Here is a 20,297-nt window from a genome sequence, read left to right as displayed (position 1 = left end):
ACAAGATGGGAAAAGGGAAAAAAGGTGGCAAACGCATGACCAAAAAGCAATTGGCTGAAAAGCTGGAAGGGTTCTTTACAACACAACCGGAAAAAACATTCAGCTACAAAGAGATATTCCGTACACTCAAACTGAACACACATCCGTTAAAGATGCTCGCCATCGACCTGATGGAAGAGATGGCTTGGGATGATTTCTTGACAAAGGTGTCTGACCATTCATACCGTCTCAACCAGATGGGGCAGGTGGTGGAAGGAATCTTTCGGCGCAAAGGAAACGGAAAAAACTCGTTCATCCCCGATGGAAGCGACAAACCCATCTTTGTTTCCGAGCGCAACTCGATGTCGGCACTCAATGGTGACCGTGTGAAAGTGTCGCTCATGGCACGTCGTCAAAAGCATATCAAAGAGGCACAGGTCATCGAGATTCTGCAACGTTCGCGTAATCAGTTCGTGGGTAAACTGCGAGTTGAAAAGAACATCGCCTTCCTGGTGACACAGGAAAACTTGTTTGCCAATGACATCTTGATTCCAAGAAACAAGTTGAAGGGCGGCCAAACCAATGACAAGGTGGTGGTGAAAGTGAGCAAATGGCCCGATGAGAATCACAAAAACATCATAGGAGAGATTATAGACGTGCTGGGCAAGACTGGCGATAACGATGCGGAGATGCACACCATCTTGGCGCAATACGGCTTGCCATACAAGTATCCAAAGGCTGTTGAAGACGCTGCAGAGCGAATTAGTGGCGAGATTACCAAGCAGGATTTGGCTGAAAGAGAAGACTTCCGGCCAGTATTCACCTGCACGATTGACCCCAAAGATGCCAAGGATTTCGACGATGCCTTGTCTATCCGTGAGGTAAGCAAAGGCATTTGGGAAGTTGGTATTCACATTGCTGACGTGACACACTATGTCACTGAAAATTCCATCATTGACAAAGAGGCACAGAAGCGTGCCACATCCGTGTATCTGGTAGACCGTACCATCCCGATGTTGCCCGAGCGATTGTGCAACTTTATCTGCTCCCTTCGCCCCGATGAGGAGAAACTTTGCTACAGCGTTATCGTGGAGATGGATGTCGATGGGTTCATTCGGAGCCAGCGTATCGTGCATACTGTCATCAAGAGTAATCGCAGATATGCCTACGAAGAGGTGCAGCAGTTGCTTGAAGACAATGGTGTGGTAGATGGAACGGGGCAGCCAGCACCGGCCCCGCGCAAGGGGGGATACAAGGGAGAGCATGCTAAGGAGCTGATTATGCTGGATACCTTGGCCAAGAAGTTGCGTGAGGAACGCTTCAAGAACGGTGCGGTGAAGTTTGATTCTGAAGAACTTCATTTCGATGTTGATGAGAAGGGTAAGCCCGTGCGCTGCTATTTTAAACGTTCAAAAGACGCCAACAAGCTGATAGAAGAGTTCATGTTGCTGGCCAACCGCACGGTGGCAGAGAGCGTGGGGAAGGTGAAGAAGGGTGCCAAAGCCAAGACTTTGCCTTACCGTGTACACGACAATCCCGACCCACAGAAGCTGGAGAGCCTGAAAGACTTCATCGTGAAGTTCGGCTACAAGATCAAGACGGCAGGAACAAAGGGGCAGACGGCCCGCAGTCTTAACCACCTGATGGAAGCCGTTGACGGAACGGATGAGCAGAAACTCATACAGACCGTCGCCCTCAGAGCGATGATGAAGGCGAAGTACACCATTTATAATATAGGCCATTTTGGCTTGGCTTTCGACTATTACACCCACTTCACATCGCCCATCCGGCGTTATCCAGACATGATGGTTCACCGCCTGTTGACACGATATGCGAAGGGTGGCCGCAGCGCCAACAAGGACTATTACGAGCGTTTGTGCGAGCATAGTTCTGACATGGAGCAGGTCGCAGCTAATGCCGAGCGTGACTCCATCAAGTACAAGATGGTGGAATTCATGGGTGAGCATATCGGTGAAGAGTTTGATGCGCACATCAGTGGCATCCAAAGCTATGGCATCTATTGCGAAATCGATGAGAATCATTGCGAAGGAATGGTGCCCATGCGCGATTTGGATGACGATTATTACGACTTTGATGAGAAGAACTATTGCCTCGTTGGCCGTAGACACCACCACAAATACCAGCTGGGAGATCCCATCAGGATTAAGGTGGCACAGGCCAATTTGGAGAAGAGACAGCTCGACTTCACACTGGTAGATTGACAGTTTTCCATCAAATCGAAAAAATAGAGTTGACTAATCATTTTTGTTTAACTAACTTAATCATGATATGAATCTCACAAATAAATTACCATTGCAGTTGCTTGCATGGCTGCTGTGCCTTATCTCGGTTTCTCCAACTCATGTAGATGCGAAGGACATCAAGGTCATAGAGACCAACATTCCCAAACGTCCTGCCGGACAAAAGGACGTGCTACAGCTCACTACTCCCAAGCTACAAACGGTTCGCGTGGGCTTTGTTGGCCTGGGAATGCGCGGAATCAGTGCCGTAGAGCGATGGAGCCAGATTCCTGGAACAGACATCGTGGCGCTCTGTGACGTAGAGGCTGACCGTGTAGAGCTTAGCCAGAAGAGGCTTGATAAGCACGGACGACACCGCGCTGTGGCCTACAGTGGCAGTATAGATGCATACAAGAAGATGTGCGAACGCAAGAACATCGACATCATCTACATCGCAACCGACTGGGTTCATCATGTGCCGATAGCACTTTATGCCATGAATCATGGGAAGCATGTGGCCATTGAAGTACCCGCAGCTACCAACATGGACGAGATTTGGGCATTAATCAATACAGCTGAACGAACACGCAAGCATTGCATGATGTTGGAAAACTGCGTGTACGACTTCTTCGAGTTGTCCACCCTCAACATGGCACAACAAGGTCTCTTCGGTGAGGTTTTGCATGTAGAAGGTGCCTATATCCACAACTTAGAGGACTTTTGGGGCGAATATTGGCACAACTGGCGACTTGATTTCAACCGCAAGAATCGAGGAGATGTTTATCCTACTCACGGCATTGGCCCTGACTGTCAGGTGCTGAACATTCATCGTGGTGATCGCATGGAATATCTCGTTGCCATGGATACCAAAGCTACCATTGGCCCTAAGCTCGTTGAAAAGCAGACCGGAAAACCATGTAACGACTTCCAAAACGGTGATCAAACCTCAACGTTGATTCGCACTGTCAAGGGAAAGACCATGCTCATTCAGCATAATGTGATGACACCACGGCCGTACAACCGGATGTATCAGGTGGTTGGAACCGATGGCTACGCCAGCAAATATCCTGTTGGCGAACTGGCTTTCAGACCCAAACAGTTGGCTACCAACGAGAAGATTAGCCACGAAAACCTCACAGCTCATGCTGCAGTAGCAGAGAAAGTTCGTGACGAGTTGCTGCAACAATACACGCCACAGTTTGTCAAAGATCTTCAAGAGAAGGCTAAGAAGGTGGGTGGACACGGCGGTATGGACTACATCATGGACTATCGTTTGGTTTATTGCCTACAGAATGGACTTCCGCTCGACATGGATGTGTACGACTTAGCCGAATGGTGCTGTCTGGGAGAACTTACGAGATTATCTATCGAAAACAATTCGGCACCAGTCGCCATACCCGACTTTACGCGTGGAGCTTGGAAGCGCATCAACGGTTTTCAATATCATTTCGCTCCATAACACCCCCTCAAAAAGTCTCGCTAAGAATTGATTATTGTAATATGGGATATATCGATAAAAGTTTGATGGAGGGCGAACGTGTCGTTTACCGCCCACGATTACACTCGGCAATTTACTGGCGTTCGGCATCATTGGCCGCCGTTGGGATTCTCTTGTTGGTCTTTCCAACCGAGGGAACTCTTTTCCATCTTCAAATCGCAGCTTGCCTGTTGCTCGTGCTATTCGCCGTCCTGGGTTCTATATCAGCAAACGGAGGGCGGCAATACGCACTGACCAACAAGCGTATTATCGCCAAAAAAGGAATCGTTGAGCGCAATTCTTTGGAGTTGATGCTCCGCAAGTGCGAAGGCGTGCAGATCAAACAGACCATGTTAGGGCGTATCTTCAACTACGGTACTGTCTATGTAACAACCGGAGAAGCAACCAACAGTTTCGAGTATATCCAAGACCCCATCGTGTTCAGCACGAAGATTCATCAGATGATAGACGCACTGAAAGCATCTGAATAAAGACTCCCTACACGGCATCAGGACGTTTACGGATATATCACATGCTGCCATGTAGAAACTTTCTTAATTGAACTTCCTTGGTTTAAATAAAACTAAAATAATTGTTCGGTATGGTTTATTTTCGTATCTTTGAAATCTAATCAACAACTAACCATACCATCATGTCAGATAGCCAATATTGTGTCATTCTGGCCGGAGGAAAAGGTAAACGCCTTTGGCCTTGCAGTCGTGAAGCCACGCCGAAACAATTCATCGACTTCTTTGGTACAGGACGTACGCTTTTGCAGCAAACATACGACCGGATGCTCAAGGTGGTTCCATCCAATAACATCTTCATCAGCACCAATCAGTCATACCTTGATGACGTTCATCAGCAGTTGCCCGACATCCCGAAAGATCGCATCTTGGCCGAACCTATCCATCGTAACACTGCGCCAAGCGTGGCATGGGCTGCACATCGCATCATGCGATTCAACCCCGACGCGAACCTATTGGTGACGCCGTCCGACCAAATGATTCAGAACGAGGACGCCTTTGTAAGCGACATCCAGGAGGGATTTGTTTTCGTCAGTCAGAGAGATGAGCTGCTAACCCTGGGTATCAAGCCCACCAGACCAGAACCCGGATATGGCTACATTCAGCTGGGCGAACCGGCGGGGAATGGCGTTTACCAGGTACAGTCGTTCACCGAAAAACCCGAAAGAGATTTTGCCAAGATGTTTGTGGAGAGCGGTGAGTTTTATTGGAACACGGGCATGTTCATGGCAAACATACGTTATTTGAGCCATTGTATGTACAGGTTGCTACCCTCTGTGTTGCGCAATCTCGATGCCATGACGCCCCATTGGACCATCGAAGAGGAGAACCGCTTTGTCAACAAAAACTTCCCACTGTACCCCAACCTATCGGTTGACAACGGCGTGCTGGAGAAATCAGAACGGGTGTACGTCATGAAATGCAACTTTGGTTGGGCCGACATCGGCACGTGGCACAGCATCTACGAGGCCATGCAGAAGAGCGAATCGGACAATGTAGTGATTGACAGCGAAGTCATCCTTGAAGATTGCCAAAACAACGTCATCAAGTTGCCGAAGAATAAACTGGCCATCCTCAACGGACTGGAAGGGTATATCATTGCCGAACATGGCAACGTATTGCTCATTTGCAAGAAAGAAGACTCGTCAGCACTGGTGAGAAAATATGTCAATGAGGTGCAAATCAAGAAAGGAACAGACTATATATAGACGTTCTTTGATTTGACCTTACCTTTTAATCATATAAGAACAATTAGACGAACGATTTCACATGATGAAGAAAATCATCTTGATCACACTTGTGCTATGCGCCACCCTGACAGTCCATGCACAAACAGTGATACCCATTGTCATCGAACAACACCCACCACGACAAGTGATTGCCGCAACAACGGCCATTGAATTTCGCTTAAAAATGCCCTAGCCATTACTTCCTCATCACCTTTCTGGTTGAACCATCACTGTATTTCAAGATGTTCAACCCATGCTGCAGGGTAGAGAGTTTCAGACCACTAGCATTGTATATCCCAATCAATTGATTGCCCGCCACACCATTCTTATTACGTAAATAGGTATGGTCGATAGCTGTTTCTGCAGAAGTGAGCTGCCTAGAGAAGGCAAAGATAGAAGCCACTGCGTCACGCTTTTGTTTGAAAGTAACACTTTCTACCTCCTTATTCTCATCAACCTCCAGGTAATTTTCGCTAATTGAATAATGGGGTGAGTGCGTGATATAGCCGTCGGTACGGATGCGTCCAAGTCGAGATAGCGCTTCCGTTCCTGTCAAATCACGATGAGCCCAATCGGGAGCCATGCAGACCTGCACGTCACTGTGCGTACCATCTTTGTAATGAACGGTTGCTTCTAGCATCGTAACGCCATTGCCACTGGACAAGAGAAAATAAAGAATTGGCGTCTTGAAGGGTTTCGCAAAGTGGATTGTCCCAGCCGAACCGTTATAGGATAAGCACAATCCATTGCTTTCATCATAAGCAGCTAACTGGTAATGTATCTTTTCGTTTTCAGAGATAATCGCCCCATCTTCGGGAATAGCACCAAGTTTTTTGACGCCTTTCGTATAGAAGTTACTGCGTTCACGGTCTAAACCAGCAGTGGTATATTGGTTAGATGGCTGAGCCTCAGCGATGAGATCGGCATTGAAACCGCTCTTTACTTCTACGGCTTCGGTAGCGATTGGTTGGGTAGTTGTTACCCCCAACTGCTTATCCATAAACCTGATTCGCCTTTTAATCCAACTCTTCAGATAGTTTATTTCATCCTGATAAGAGCTGCCGACATACGCATTTGGCCAAACATGTCGACCAATGATTTCGTAAGCTTGTTGATTTCGGTCTATAGCTCCACCTGATAACAGCAAGTTGGCAATAGAGTCTATCTTATTCATTACACGCTCTGTATCATAAGATCCTTGTCGATATTCGGCCCACCGTGCCTTCATTTCACTGACATACCGTGGATCTTGCAGCAAATACGACCAGTAGAACGGAACCAACTCGCCATCATTACTGTTCCGACTATTAAAATCATATTGCCACACATCTGTCGATTCGCCCCAGTTATAGTTTGCATTCCCGTAGGCTATGTTGAAATCCCACAGGGTCATCTTCCACCGATGGTCCTGCTTTTTCGCTTTCGCTTTGGCTTCACTGTATTTGTAGAGTTTGGTACTGAGGCGATAACCGTCTATATTCAAGGCAAACTCTGTAGCCAACATGTAATCGATAAACGAGGTTACGTCAATGTATTTCCGATACCCAGTCAATGGATCTCGGTAGGAAGATGTGAGAAAAGAGTTCTCCATCAGGTTGATCTGCCGAATTAATTCCGTTTTTGTTCCGACGGGAAGGTCGCGAAATTCGTCCTCTTTAGGGTGTTTGTATTGGTATTTAATGGTTCTATTCTTCAACTCAGTACCACCATAATGCGTGATAGGGTGATGCGGTGACGGATAATTGGAATCATCATTTCGATCGATCTCCACTAGATAATCGCCAGTCAGGTCTTCGTATTTTTCACCCGGATCATCCAAGTTTAGCCGCTTACTGCCTTTCGTGGGGCGTTCTGTCATGATATAAATGCCGTAGTATGTACCATCCAAGATAAGTTCACAGTATCGAGCACTCGGCACATAATCGAAATAATGACGTGCCAACTCAAAGGTCAATACATCGCGCATCATCGACTTATCGGAGTAAGGAGCCAATAACGCCCAATCATTATCTTTACCCATACCCAGTATTTTCACCTTAGCTTTCTTGGCTTTCACATCGGGTGCCGTCAAAGGTCTGAACGAAAAGGGCTTTTTGTCTGATGCATTGAACGAAGAGTTGCCACGATATTTCAAGGCAACAAAGCCCTCATAATCTACATTTTGGTTTGGATAAGCAAGGGTATCGCCATGGTTTAGCTTTCCTGCACCATTGTTTATGACTTTGAGTTGTGCCAAGATGCGATCTTCCCTTTGTATCGTTTCGCCCTTCACATTGATGAAGACAAGGGGCAGATTGGAGCTCTCAACCTTTACATTTGAGTTCCATAACAAGCGTTTGTAGTTGCCTTGTTCCTGTGCTTGCAAGCCTAAAGCATTGATGCAAACATAGATTGCAAGGCATAACGTCATTTTTTTCATTGATCATCCAGTATTAAAAAAGAGTTATATCATTGATACAAAAGGTGTCATCGCGCAGACATCTCTTTCAATTTTACATTCAGTCCCGATATTTCCAACATCGGTTCACAACCACGAGTATCCTCCGTTTTCCACTTCACGGTCACCGTTTTCTGTTCACCGGGCATGAGGTGGAAATAATTGTCGCTATAATCAACCGGCAAAATTTGCAGGCCATCGTTGCCTTTTAAGTTGATGCGGTTCATCATGGCGGGTGTGTCACTCTCGTTTTTCAGCACAACCGTTGCCTGAGTTCCTTCCCATTTGACATGCGTGGTCAACGTTACCATGGGCAAACGCCTAAGTTCTTGCAGGTTTCCTTCATCGGTCGAGCAGACATAGAAGTTGTCTGACAGCACCTGGTTGTTATCGTCTACCAATTTCATTTTCAAAAAGTAGACCGCCCCTGGCATGTCTGGCTCTTCTATTTTCGTGCAGACAACGGTCGTATCAGGCTTGCTCTGCAACGCCATCTCATGGTAAGAAAGCCGTTTTCCGTGGATATCCAGCACCTCACATTGCGCCTTCAACGTCCCACTCACCACGCTATTTAGATTGACAACCTCCATGTTTCGCGTGCTTGCATTCCACTGTATGTGCAACGGTTCGCATGCTTTTCTCACACCAAAGAAGGCTGCTGTAGGTTCAAAGTAGTAGTCGTATGTCTGCCATGTCATGCTGGGCCAACACGAATGGCTCATCCATATCAACAAACCCAACCGATCCTTGCTACCTGACTCATACATAGCGCGATAGCCTTCATAGTTCACCCACTGCGCAAGAGCGGTGAACTGCTTGGCGTTTTGCACCTTTCCGAATGCTTTCTCGATGATTTTGTTGAACGAATCTCCTTGCTGCGCCCCTTGTAACGTGTAGTCATGCTGTCCCCATTGCGCATTCTGTGGCCACAAAGCTTCTGGACTCAGCGTCCTCGAGAGGCCCTCAAAGGTCATTACATTCGGCATTCCACGCTCCGAATGCAGCTTACCGGTCTGCTTTTCAAAGTATTCTTTCGAAGGCAAAGCACGGTATGGGCCATGCCCACTGATACCATCATCGGCCGAACTGGACACATAACAAAGTCCTGGATGCAACGTCTGTACAAATTGACGCAGCGCCCGATCGATCGTTTCTGGTGGATAACCCTCATTTCGTCCACAGTACAAACCGATACTCGGATGCTTTCTGATGCGGTAAACATAATCCTTTGCATTGTTCAGAAACATGCCCTCATCCATCGGATCAGGTCCATCGGCCGGATTAGCCAACCAGAAGTCTTGCCACACCATGATGCCATAGCGGTCACAAGCCTCGTAAAACTCCTCATCACCGGTCTGTCCTACCCAGTTGCGTATCATGTTATAATTCATGTCGCGGTGATACTTCACGGCAATATCGTATTCCCGACCCCGATAATTCAGATTGCTCTCGCTGAATCCCCAGTTGCCTCCAAGTGGCACGAAGCGTTTCCCATTGACATACATCGTCAGTCGAGTATCAACATCCCTATACCCCACTTCACGAATTCCGGCCTTGAACGTCAGCTCGTCCGACACCTTTCCATCCACCTCAAACCTAAATCCAGCATCGTAAAGATAAGGTGTTCCATAGCCGTTAGGCCACCACAAACGCAGACGACGGTTCTTCAAATCGGCGAATTTCGATGGGTCAAACGTTGTTTCCACCGTGCCCAATGCGGGCAAGGTCACGGTTTTTTCAAACATCACATCGCCTATCCAGCCCTTCAACCGTCCTGTCACAGCATGCGATTCATTGTTTTGCAGTACGATTGACGGTGTGACCGTAGCCAACGTATCCGGCAGATTCAAGCACGAAGTCACCACCGGATTCGCCAAACTCACCCCACCTTCAGCAGACAGATACACGTCATTCCAAATACCGATGTCACGCCCACGGATGGTAGAGATCCAATCCCATCCAATCGTGGCATGGAACGTAGGATTGTCATAACCCAAGATTCCGCCATTAAAATCGGTATTCGTCTCATTCTTTTCTTTAACAGCACCTGGATGTTGATTCTTCACAATCTCCACGGCCAGCACGTTCTCGCCCGCCACGAGCAGTTTGCTAACGTCGATTCTTCCACGAACAAATGCCCCTTCCATGCGATCTACCTTCTTTCCATTGAGGTAGATGTCGGCCTTCCAATTAATGCCATCAAAGTTCAGGAACACATGTCTGTCCAACATAGCCTGTGGAACGCGGAACGAACGACGATACCAAAAGTTGGAATTGAAGAACGATTCGGAAATCATAAACAGATGGTCGGCATAGTTTGGATTGGGTATGGCGCCGATGTTCATATAGCTCGACAGCACCGTTGCAGGCACTGTGGCCGTTATCCACTTACTGTCGTCAAAGGCTGCTTGCGCAATTTGTTCGCCCGTTGCGCGCACTTGCGAGGCACGCTGCAATCGCCATTGCCCCCCATTGAGCGAAAGTTGGTTGCCATCCAGACGTTTTTCCGCCTTGGGATGCGCCACCAATCCCCCACGACCCATTACTTCCAACTCACTGAGCGCATAGCGTTGTCCTGCCCGTGCACCCTGCATGTTCACACGCACATATCTGGCCGTGGCCTTGCAGTCGTACTCATCGAGGGCCGCATTCTTGGAAGACAACTTACATAGCGGCCGCCATCGTTGGGCATCATCAGACACTTCAAGCTGTCCTTGCTTGGCTTTTTGCACCCAATGCAAACGAATTTTGTCAAAAGAGGCCTTCACGCCCAAATCAATATACACCCATTGATTGCCGCCCTCCGCACTCATCCAACAGCTGTTGAAGGCTGAAGAAGGCAACAGGTCGGTCATTGGCCGCCCGTCTTGATAAAACTTCAGTTCGGTAACAGTCCAGTAAGCAGCGCCATCCATGTCCAACGCCAAGCGAAGGTCGCTGAAAGTTTTACCCTTGGTGTTGAGATTGAAGCTGATATTGACCTTTCGCGTAGGCAACATGTCACCGCCTGTATTCTTGTTAGGGTCGCTGTGTGCCTTGTATTTCGAAGCCTCTCCGGGCAATGCTTCTCCACGTTTCTCGTCCAACACCACCCACTGTCCTTTGCGATTCTTACCCATCACCTTGATGGAAAAGCCATTCTTGGCCTCTTGGGGCTGATAGGCTACGCTGGCAAACAGCTTCACTTGGTTGGCTTTGATGCCCATTCCCTGCCAGTGGTACTCCAACTTTGCCCGACTACCCATCAAGATATTGCGGGTATACTCTCCGCCATCAATGGCCCATTCGCGTTCTCGAAGGGGCAAAACGCCACTATTAGTGCTCGCCACCAGATAGGCAGGAACCTGACGAGTGATGATGCCATCGGTGAGCAATTGTGCCGTTAGGTTGTAATCGTACGATGAAGAGTGGAAAGCCTTGCGATGCAAAGCGATGTTACGATAGGTCTGATCGGGTTCCATCACAGGGGCTTCATTCTCCTGCGGATTACCGGGATACAATCCAATGCCGCGCGTATAGCGGTCGGCAAGTGCGGACTGCGATAACAAGGTCGCAGCCAACAGCAAAATCATGTGACACCATTTCATCATGTGGCGAAGGTTATAGGTTGTTCAGTTCAATCAAGTTCTATTCTCAAACATCATCGTATTTTCTCGATCCAGCCATCGAAAAAGCCGGCATTCCGTAAGAATAAACAGGACAAAGACTGTGTAAGCCAAACACAAAGCCTGTAAACTTGCTCTGTATAGGCCCAATCTGTCATCTACAAAGGTACGTAATATGTTTGAAAAACCAAGCAATTATTTTGCCGTTCCTGTGGATTATGCTATCTTTGTGCTGCTGCGATAGATAGATATCGGCACTCTGTAAGCGGTCAGCCTGTCATTGCACAACCTTTTTCTAACCACTTTTAACAACTCAACAGTTATTTACATGCCCCATCTTTGCCATCCTTTATCTGTGGAACAGAAGCTGCCTTGAAACAGATTCAACAGGCAGACACCATCTACTGGCAAACCAACATACACGTCGGAACCTTCTCGTATGCGCTAAAACGCAACGTGAAAAGCCGCAACCAAAAAGGCCATACGGCATACGGTAACCACATCAAGATGAAAACTCTCAAGGGGTTTGAAGACCAGTCGATACGGCAGAAAAAGTCTTTCAATACCAATCCCCTAACAAACTGATATATAGTTACTTATAAATATCAAGAATGTTGAAAGCCAAACTCATGGAGATTGGGCACCAAAGTCAATGAGTTTAGGCATCAAAGTCAATGAGTTTAAGCACCAAAGTCAATGCAATTAAAAACGTACCTACAAACTCAACCGTTTTGAAAAGATTAGGTGATTCGTTCACGGGTTCGTTCGTGGCTGCGCTGTTGAATGGCAAGCGCATGAGCGAAACCCACCAACTGGCTGTGGAAGTGAGTGCATACGTCTGCACACAGCATGGTGCCATGCCCACGCTTCCGACCGAATTGATAGAAAAAGCAAAAGGTTAGCCTCGGCGTAAGACTAACCTTTTACCAGCATTTAACTGAATGCGGCATGGAAAAGGCTCGTCAAATCTTAATGAGCTTTAATATTTTCTCGGTAGCTCCGGCACGCTCTACGACAAACGTTTCGGCCGCCTGCCCACACTGTTGCAAAACATCGGGCCGGGTCATGAATTGGGACATCACCGTTGCGAACGTCGTCTGATCGGTGATTTCAATCCCTGCATGAACGGGCTTGAGCTGCTGTGCTTCTTGGAAGCGTTGGTTGTTGGGGCCGAAGATGACCGGGATGCCCCACACGGCGGCTTCCAATACATTGTGAATACCTGCGCCAAATCCGCCTCCAACGTAGGCCACCTCACCGTAATGATAAACACTTGACAGCAGTCCGAAGCAGTCAATAATAAGGCATTGGGCATCGCGCGCCTCCTCTGGCGTGGTCTGCGTGTAGCGAACGGTGCGGAGTTGTAATTTCTGTTCAATCGTCTTCAGATGACTTTCGGCAATGACATGGGGCGCAATAATCAGTTTCCAATCCCGATGTTCGTTCATGAATGGGACGAAAACGTCTTCATCAGGCTCCCAACTTGAGCCTACTACGAACACCTTCCGACCATCCTTGAAAGCCTCGACGATGGGCAACTGCTTGGCCAACTCCTTGATTTGCAGTACCCGATCGAAACGCGTATCACCAACCACGTCGACCTTTCTGATGCCAAGACGGTTCAACAGCTCCACACTTTGATGGTTCTGTACGAAGAAATGGGTAAAGCATTTCAGCACGTGGCCATAGCCCATGCCGTACCAATGGAAAAAGATTTGGTTTTCACGGAAGATGCTACTGACACTGTAAACGGGTACATTGCGGTGCTTGAGGATGTGCAGGTAATTGTACCAAAACTCGTATTTGATGAAGAAGGCCATGCACGGACGCACCGTTCTCAAAAACCTGCGGGCGTTGCGGATGGTGTCTATGGGCAGATAGCACACAATGTCGGCATGCTCATAGTTCTTCCTCACCTCGTAACCCGAGGGCGAAAAAAACGTCAGCAGTATTTTATATTCAGGATAATCGGTGCGGATTCGCTCAATCAACGGCCGCCCTTGCTCGAATTCACCTAACGAAGCGGCATGGAACCAGATATATTGATGGTTGGGATTGACCTTGCTCTTGAGGATATCAAGGGTCTGGCGTTCGCCCTTCCACATCTTCTTAACTTTCTTACTGAAGATACTGACAACGGCAACACCGCACAGATAGAGGTATATGGCTACTTGGTACACGATGCAGAGAGGTTTTCCTATTCAGCGTTTTTGCATCAGGCAAGATGAGAAGCCACGGTGGGAATCTCCTCGATGGCCTTGCGCAAACGCCTTAATGTTTCGTTCTTACCCAGAAAAGCCGAGATGTCGAACATGCCCGGGCCTTTGCCTATTCCTACCAACGTCAGACGGAACGCATTCATAACATCACCCAGTTTGTAATCTTTCTCTTTAACCCAGTTCATGACATGCTGCTCTTGATTCTCAATGGAGAAATCGTCAAGACCTTCCAGTAAGTCGGCCAGCTCGGTCATCTGCTCTGCCGAATAGGGTTTCCAACGCTTGCGAACGGTCTTCATGTCGTACTCCAGCGGTGCTACGAAGAAGAAAGAACATAACGGCCAAAGCTCTTTTACAAAGTCGACACGGTCTTTCATCATGTGAACCACCTGGCGGATACGATCCATCGACTCATCAACGCCGTTGTTGGCGACGATGGGTGCGAAGAGATCGGCTATCTCATCATCACTCTTCTGCAACATGTATTCGTGGTTGAACCAAATGCCTTTCTGGTAATCATACTTGGCTCCGGCCTTGGAACAGCGTGTGATGTCGAAGGCATCAACCAACTCGCTGAGTGAAAAAATCTCTTGATCGGTTCCCGGATTCCACCCCAAAAGAGCCAGGAAGTTAACCACTGCCTCGGGGAAATAACCGCTCTCGCGGAATCCTGACGACACTTCACTCGTCTTGGGGTCGTGCCATTCCAGCGGAAAGACAGGGAAGCCCAGGCGATCACCATCACGTTTTGACAGCTTACCCTTGCCTTCCGGCTTCAACAATAGGGGCAGATGGGCAAACGAAGGCATGTTGTCGGTCCAGCCAAACGCCTCGTAGAGCAACACATGCAGGGGTGCACTGGGCAACCATTCCTCACCTCTGATGACGTGTGTAATCTCCATCAGATGGTCATCAACTATGTTGGCCAGATGGTAAGTGGGGAGCTCGTCAGCACTCTTATATAACACCTTGTCATCGAGGATGTCGCTTTTGACAATCACTTCGCCGCGAATCAAGTCCTGTACATGTATTTCACGACCAGGTTCTACCAAGAAACGCACCACATATTGCTCGCCATCCGCGATGCGTTGTTGGCACTCATCGAGCGTCATGGTTAACGAATTGCGCATCTGCATGCGCGTATGAGCATCGTATTGGAAGTTTTTTAATTCGTTTCTCTTGGCCTCCAACTCCTCCGGAGTGTCAAAGGCATAATAAGCCTTACCTGCATCCAGCAATTGCTGAACGTACGTCTTGTATATCTCGCGACGCTCGCTTTGACGATAAGGGCCATGCTCTCCGCCGAAAGAAACGCCTTCATCGAACTGGATGCCCAACCATTTGAATGACTCAAGGATATATTCTTCGGCTCCAGGAACGAAGCGATGAGAGTCGGTGTCCTCGATTCTAAACACGAGATCGCCACCATGCTGACGTGCGAAAAGATAATTATACAACGCTGTTCGTACTCCACCAATATGTAAAGCACCGGTAGGACTGGGTGCAAATCGCACCCTTACTTTTCTTTCTGCCATTTTTAATAAATGAAGATAAGATATTAAATTTTGTGCAAAAGTAGTCATTTTTTTGCATTATAGCGTATTTTTTTTGTATTTTCGCATGACATAAGGTAGAATGACCCTGTATCATGAACTGTCAAAAGGGTCATGGTACACATACGAGCCTTATAGGGATTACATCCCATCTATCAACACGTTTCAGAACAAGATACCTATTTTTTGTGACAAAATGAGTAAATTTAACATAGCAGATACGCAAAACTGGCAAAGCATTTTAACGAGGATTATACTCGTGGTGGTTACCGTTGTGCTCATTGTATGGAGCCTTCCACGCGACACGTCACAGCAGTTTCATTACGATGTGGACAAGCCTTGGATGTATCATTCATTCATTGCCACCTTTGATTTCCCCATTTATAAGACAGATGAGGCCATCCAACAGGAGAAAGACTCGCTGATGCAGTATTTCCAACCCTACTTCAATTATAAGGCAAGTGTGGAGAAAGAGCAGATAGAACGATTCAAAAACGACTTCAAGTTGGGCGTGCCAGGCTTGCCAGCGGCATACATGCACATCCTTTTGGATCGGTTTCATCGTCTCTATCAGACAGGCATTATCAACACACCCGAATATAATCGATTCGCAAAAGATTCGACCAACATGGTCAGAGTGGTAAATGGCAAGGCGGCACAGAGCGTCCAAGTCAATTGCGTTTACTCTACCTTGTCGGCCTACGAACAGCTGTTTGCCGACAACAAGCTGGCTCCTTATCGCCAATTATTGCAGCGATGCAACCTTAACTTCTACCTACAGCCCAACTTGATTTATGACAAAGACCGGAGTGAAACTGAACTCAACGACCTTTTGAGCAGCATTCCGATAGCCAGCGGCATGGTGATTAGTGGGCAAAAGATAATCGACCGGGGCGACATTGTTGATGAATACACCTATCGGGTATTGAACTCATACGAGCGAGAGATGCAGCGCAGAAACGTTTCTGAACAAGAAACCAAGACCACTTTTTATGGCCAACTGCTCTATGTGAGCATCCTCATCATTCTGTTCACGGTCTATTTATCGCTTTTCCGCAAAGATTATTTCAGCAAGCCGCGCAGCATCATGATGCTTTATGTGCTCATCACGCTGTTCCCCATCATCGTGTCACTGATGATGAAGCACAGTTTATTCAGCGTGTACATCCTGCCATTGGCCACCGCAGCCATCTTTGTACGCATGTTCATGGATTCAAGAACGGCATTTGTCACACAGTGCATCATCATCCTGATCTGTGCCGCAGCGGTGAAATATCAATACGAATTCATCATTATGCAAATCGTTGCGGCCCTGGTAGCCATCTATTCCCTTCGCGAACTCACACAACGATCGCAGGTATTTAAGACAGCTATCCTCGTAGGACTATCGTATGCGGTGGTTTATTTCGCGCTACAACTCATGCAAAACAGCTCGCTCGACAAGCTTGACATCGACATGTATTACCACTTTGCAGCTAATGCCGTACTGCTGTTGCTGTCTTATCCGCTGATGTATGTCATCGAAAAGATGTTTGGCTTCACATCCAATGTCACGCTATTCGAGCTGTCCAACACCAACCGGGGCATCCTTCGCAACCTCAGCGAGATAGCTCCTGGCACCTTCCAGCACTCCATTACCGTGGCCAACCTGGCCGCTGAGATTGCCAATAAGATTGAGGCCAACGCCCTATTGGTGCGTACCGGCGCCCTGTATCATGACATTGGGAAGATGAACAACCCCGCTTTTTTCACCGAAAATCAAGTAGGAGCCAACCCACACGATGGCCTGTCGCCGAAGGAGAGTGCCCGCATCATCGTGAGTCATGTGCCTGATGGCGTAAAATTGGCTGAGCAAAACAACCTGCCATCCTTTATCAAAGACTTCATATTGACCCATCATGGCACCAGCACGGCAAGTTATTTTTACATACAATACAAGAATGAACATCCCGATGAGGAGGTAGATCCTGCACCATTCTCCTATCCGGGACCCGATCCTTTCACGCGCGAACAAGCCATCTTGATGATGTCCGACTCTGTTGAGGCTGCCTCTCGTTCACTTCCCGAGTACACGGAAGAGAGCATAACAGAGCTCACCAACAAAATCATTGACGGACAAGTGAAGCGCGGTGCCTTCACCAATTGCCCCATTACCTTCAGGGATGTGTTACAAGCCAAGCAGGTATTGATAGAACGACTGAAGGCCATTTACCACACACGAATATCATATCCGGAAGAAGAGAAGAAGAAAGAGAAACCTCGTGAGGACTAAATCACGCTTCTTTCGCTAAAGGGCGTTTCTATAAATTAGCTTTGTCAGATTGCGAGGCTGTTTTTGCTGGTCAATTTGTTTGTGAGTGAAGGAGTATAGCGAGCTATACGACTGAACGAACAAGCAAATTGAACAAAAAAAAGACCGCAAGATGACAAAACGTAAACCGCCCAACATAAATAAAACTTTACGGTGGTAATTTATAGAACCGCCCTATAGCGGATCCACGTCATAGTACACTTGCAGGGCAGCATATCGCTTGTCCTGCAAGAGTTGTTGCTGCACGGTACGCAAGTAATGGCGCACGGCCTTTTGGTCGATACCGTTCTCCAATTTGATGACAATCTTGCGGATATGCAGGTTTTTAACGCGCGCTATCGAAGGTTTGTCAGGACCTAAAATACGATCACCCAATCCTTGTCTGAGCCTGCTGCCCATCTCTATGCCGGCCGACTCCACCACTTCGTCGTGCCGGTGACGCAAGAAAACGTATACCAACCGATGGAAGGGCGGATAAGAAAACATTCTCCGTTCATCCAACAGTGCCTCATAAAATCCTTGATAGTCATTTTCCACCACCTGTCTGATGATGGGTAGCTCCTTGTTTTTGGTCTGCAAAAACACTTTTCCCCGCTGCCCTTTACGCCCGGCCCTACCGCTTACCTGCGCCATCATCATGAAGGCGTGTTCGTAAGCGCGGAAGTCTGGATAGTTCAGCATGGCGTCGGCATTGAGTATTCCCACCACACTAACCCGGTCGAAGTCAAGTCCTTTGCTCACCATCTGCGTGCCGATGAGCAGATTGGTGCGACCGGAAGAGAAGTCATCGATAATCCTTCCGTAGGCGTTGCGGGTGCGGGTAGTGTCCAAGTCCATGCGGGCGACACGCGCCTCGGGGAACAATTGCCCCACATACTCCTCCACTTTCTCCGTTCCATAGCCACGACCACGCAGGTCGGTGCCGCCACATGCGGGGCAAACCGTGGGTATGCGATAGGTGTAACCACAATAATGACAGGTCAACAAATTCATGCTTTTGTGCATGGTGAGCGACACATCACAGTTGGTGCACTTTGGAACCCAACCGCAAGTGCGGCACTCTATCATCGGTGCGAAGCCTCGTCGGTTCTGAAAGAGAATGACTTGCTGCCCGCTCTTCAACGCATCGTTGACGGCAGCAATGAGCGGTGGCGAGAAAGGTCCCGTCATCATCTTGCGCCGTTGCAGATCCTTCGTGTCCACCACCCTAATCTCCGGCAGCTGAATATCCTTGTACCGCGAGGTCAAGGTCACCAGTCCATACTTGCCCTGGCAGGCGTTATAATAGCTTTCCACCGACGGAGTGGCCGTCCCTAACAAGGTCTTCGCGCCATACATCCTTGCCAACACGATGGCTGCCGACCGTGCATGATAGCGCGGCGAGGGGTCTTGTTGCTTGAAAGAGGTTTCGTGTTCTTCATCAATGATGACCAATCCAAGCCGCTGAAAAGGCAGAAACACGGCACTGCGCGCACCCAATACCACCTCGTATGGATGGTGCGAAAGCTGTTTTTTCCATATTTCAACACGTTCGGCATCACTATATTTAGAATGGTAGATGCCCAGTTTGTCGCCAAACACATGTCTTAGCCTACTGGTAATTTGCACCGTGAGGGCTATCTCAGGCAACAGATACAGCACCTGCTTCTTTTCCTCGAGTGCCTTTTTAATAAGGTGTATGTAGATTTCGGTTTTGCCACTGGAGGTGACGCCATGCAGCAAAACCACGTTTTTCTTGAGAAATTGAAAAACAATCTGGTTGTACGCTTCCTGTTGGGCCTCATTCAAACGTTTTACATTTTCAAGATGTTCCTCCCCATGGTCATTGAGCCGTCCCACCTCCCGCTCGTAGGTGAACAGTATTTTCCGCTCTACCAGACTCTTGATGACGGCATACGAACAGCGCGACACATTCATCAACTCCTCCCGGGTGATGTCGACCACCGGCTCTGCAGTCTGCGTTCCCTCAATCGTTTCCCAGTGTGAGATGTGCAAGAAGTGCATGAGAGCCTCGCGCTGGTTGCGCGCTCGCTTCAGCATGTCAAGGGCCACGTTCAGCGATTGTTCGTTGCGCAGCGGCTCGCACAGGTCGATATACGTCTCCGTACGAGGCTTATAATTCTCCTCCACCTTCAGTCCGGCAGGCAAAGCGGCATTGTACACATCACCGAGCGGGGCCATGTAGTACGCCGACAGCCACTGCCACAGCTGGTATTGCTGCTCCAGAAGCATGGGTTGGTCATCAATCACGTCAACGATGTCTTTAACGTTAAAGGCGGGTTTATCCTGATGCACCCTCACCACGATGGCGGTATGCACCTTCGAGGAACCAAACGTCACGGCCACACGCACGCCAAACCGCACCCTGTCAGCCAAGTTGTGCGGAACCGAATAGGTAAACGTGCCTTCCAAAGGCAGCGGAACAATGACATCTACATACTTCATGAGCATGCCGCAAAGTTAAGAAAAAGCACGGAAACAACAAAAACCCAGCGTTGCAACCCATAGCTATTACAATTAAAAAAGATTGCTTGTTGACAAAACAGTCATTTGATTTGCTTTAACAACGAATTGAACAAATGGAACGAATTCGATGGCTTGGTTCAATGAACGCAAGCGTTCACCAAATGAAACAAATTTGGCAAAGACACACAATATGTTTATGTCGGCTGTTTTGTTTAATTCGCAGAACGCTTGCGTTCATTGTCTTGTCTGGTTCA

Annotated in this window: 12 protein-coding genes and 1 pseudogene; 8 read left to right on the top strand and 5 right to left on the bottom strand. The window is 48.1% G+C overall.

What is annotated here, in order from left to right; genetic code table 11:
- Nucleotides 1-5: 5 nt before the first annotated feature.
- The 5 genes from rnr to HMPREF1254_RS11995 all read left to right on the top strand — a co-directional run bounded on the left by rnr (nucleotide 6) and on the right by HMPREF1254_RS11995 (nucleotide 5,645).
- Nucleotides 6-2,201: a ribonuclease R gene (gene rnr / locus HMPREF1254_RS06550; RefSeq protein WP_023057948.1), complete on the top strand. Its 2,196-nt coding sequence runs from the start codon at nucleotides 6-8 to the stop codon at nucleotides 2,199-2,201.
- Nucleotides 2,202-2,268: 67 nt separating this feature from the next.
- Nucleotides 2,269-3,678 (top strand): Gfo/Idh/MocA family protein, encoded by a 1,410-nt coding sequence (locus tag HMPREF1254_RS06545; RefSeq protein ID WP_023057915.1) that lies wholly within the window; start codon nucleotides 2,269-2,271, stop codon nucleotides 3,676-3,678.
- Between the two features lie 41 nt (nucleotides 3,679-3,719).
- Complete coding sequence (locus tag HMPREF1254_RS06540) at nucleotides 3,720-4,187, top strand: PH domain-containing protein (protein WP_036879238.1); 468 nt, start codon at nucleotides 3,720-3,722, stop codon at nucleotides 4,185-4,187.
- 161 nt (nucleotides 4,188-4,348) lie between these two features.
- The gene (locus tag HMPREF1254_RS06535; protein ID WP_023057937.1) at nucleotides 4,349-5,431 is read left to right on the top strand and encodes a mannose-1-phosphate guanylyltransferase; all 1,083 of its coding nucleotides are present in this window, start codon (nucleotides 4,349-4,351) and stop codon (nucleotides 5,429-5,431) included.
- A gap of 61 nt (nucleotides 5,432-5,492) precedes the next feature.
- Nucleotides 5,493-5,645, top strand: a complete 153-nt coding sequence (locus HMPREF1254_RS11995) for a hypothetical protein (protein ID WP_155945430.1) — start codon at nucleotides 5,493-5,495, stop codon at nucleotides 5,643-5,645.
- 3 nt (nucleotides 5,646-5,648) lie between these two features.
- Here the strand turns inward: HMPREF1254_RS11995 and HMPREF1254_RS06530 are convergent, their stop codons facing one another.
- Nucleotides 5,649-7,862, bottom strand: a complete 2,214-nt coding sequence (locus tag HMPREF1254_RS06530; protein ID WP_231385825.1) for a CotH kinase family protein — start codon at nucleotides 7,860-7,862, stop codon at nucleotides 5,649-5,651.
- A 56-nt stretch (nucleotides 7,863-7,918) separates the two neighbouring features.
- On the bottom strand, nucleotides 7,919-11,479 hold the full coding sequence (locus HMPREF1254_RS06525; RefSeq protein WP_023057873.1) for a glycosyl hydrolase 2 galactose-binding domain-containing protein: 3,561 nt from the start codon (nucleotides 11,477-11,479) through the stop codon (nucleotides 7,919-7,921).
- A 387-nt stretch (nucleotides 11,480-11,866) separates the two neighbouring features.
- On the opposite strand from HMPREF1254_RS06525, the gene HMPREF1254_RS06520 reads away from it, so the two are divergent.
- Together HMPREF1254_RS06520 and HMPREF1254_RS11750 are read left to right on the top strand one after the other, a co-directional pair.
- Nucleotides 11,867-12,079, top strand: a complete 213-nt coding sequence (locus HMPREF1254_RS06520) for a hypothetical protein (RefSeq protein WP_036879242.1) — start codon at nucleotides 11,867-11,869, stop codon at nucleotides 12,077-12,079.
- Between the two features lie 158 nt (nucleotides 12,080-12,237).
- Nucleotides 12,238-12,396: pseudogene (locus tag HMPREF1254_RS11750) on the top strand (PfkB family carbohydrate kinase); the annotation flags it as partial.
- Nucleotides 12,397-12,456: 60 nt separating this feature from the next.
- Here HMPREF1254_RS11750 and HMPREF1254_RS06510 read toward each other — a convergent pair.
- Both HMPREF1254_RS06510 and gltX read right to left on the bottom strand, forming a co-directional pair.
- A complete protein-coding gene (locus tag HMPREF1254_RS06510) occupies nucleotides 12,457-13,674 on the bottom strand; it encodes a 3-deoxy-D-manno-octulosonic acid transferase (RefSeq protein ID WP_036879246.1) in 1,218 nt (405 codons plus the stop codon).
- Between the two features lie 35 nt (nucleotides 13,675-13,709).
- Complete coding sequence (gltX, locus tag HMPREF1254_RS06505; protein ID WP_036879248.1) at nucleotides 13,710-15,248, bottom strand: glutamate--tRNA ligase; 1,539 nt, start codon at nucleotides 15,246-15,248, stop codon at nucleotides 13,710-13,712.
- A 214-nt stretch (nucleotides 15,249-15,462) separates the two neighbouring features.
- Between gltX and HMPREF1254_RS06500 the strand changes: the two genes are divergently transcribed.
- Nucleotides 15,463-17,538 carry an HD family phosphohydrolase gene (locus tag HMPREF1254_RS06500; RefSeq protein ID WP_036879286.1) on the top strand — a complete coding sequence of 692 codons (2,076 nt, stop codon included), beginning with the start codon at nucleotides 15,463-15,465 and terminating at the stop codon, nucleotides 17,536-17,538.
- Between the two features lie 213 nt (nucleotides 17,539-17,751).
- Here HMPREF1254_RS06500 and priA read toward each other — a convergent pair whose 3' ends face one another.
- A complete protein-coding gene (priA, locus tag HMPREF1254_RS06495; RefSeq protein WP_023057883.1) occupies nucleotides 17,752-20,022 on the bottom strand; it encodes a replication restart helicase PriA in 2,271 nt (756 codons plus the stop codon).
- Nucleotides 20,023-20,297 lie beyond the last annotated feature (275 nt).

Origin of the sequence: Prevotella sp. BV3P1 (assembly GCF_000479005.1) — a bacterium.
In the GTDB taxonomy this organism is placed as follows: domain Bacteria; phylum Bacteroidota; class Bacteroidia; order Bacteroidales; family Bacteroidaceae; genus Prevotella.
Note: the sequence above shows the minus strand (reverse complement) of the source record. Positions and strands in the feature narration are given on the sequence as shown.